Here is a 437-nt window from a genome sequence, read left to right on the forward strand (position 1 = left end):
TATGCCAGTCACCCGCTGTGACTGCCACAATACCTTGCCAACTGCTTACATTGCATTCTCCTTCTTTATTTCGGCCCACCGCTACTACCGTGCCATCCGATTTAAGGCCAATGGTACGACGCCGGCCCGCCGCAACCGCTACAATATTATGCCAATCGTTTACATCACATTGTTCATCCTTATTCCAACCCACCGCTACCGTAGTACTGTCACATGTAAGACCGATTGTATGAGCATTACCCGTGTTCGTTGCCATATGAACATTGCCCACTGCGACTGCTTAAATATCGCGCCAATCACTTACATTACATTCCCCTTCTTTATTCCGGCCCACCGCTACTACCGTGCCATCCGATTTAAGGCCAACAGTATGACAACGCCCCGCCGCTATCGTATCTTTAGGCCAGCGTTTCACTTTTTCTTTCGATAAAAGGTAA

At 48.5% G+C, this 437-nt stretch carries 1 pseudogene; it reads right to left on the reverse strand.

Features of this window, described 5'->3' with window-relative positions:
* Window positions 1–437: pseudogene (locus MR170_RS31125) on the reverse strand (RCC1 domain-containing protein); the annotation flags it as partial.

This window comes from Bacillus cereus group sp. BfR-BA-01524 (assembly GCF_022662595.1).
In the GTDB taxonomy this organism is placed as follows: Bacteria; Bacillota; Bacilli; order Bacillales; family Bacillaceae_G; genus Bacillus_A; species Bacillus_A thuringiensis_S.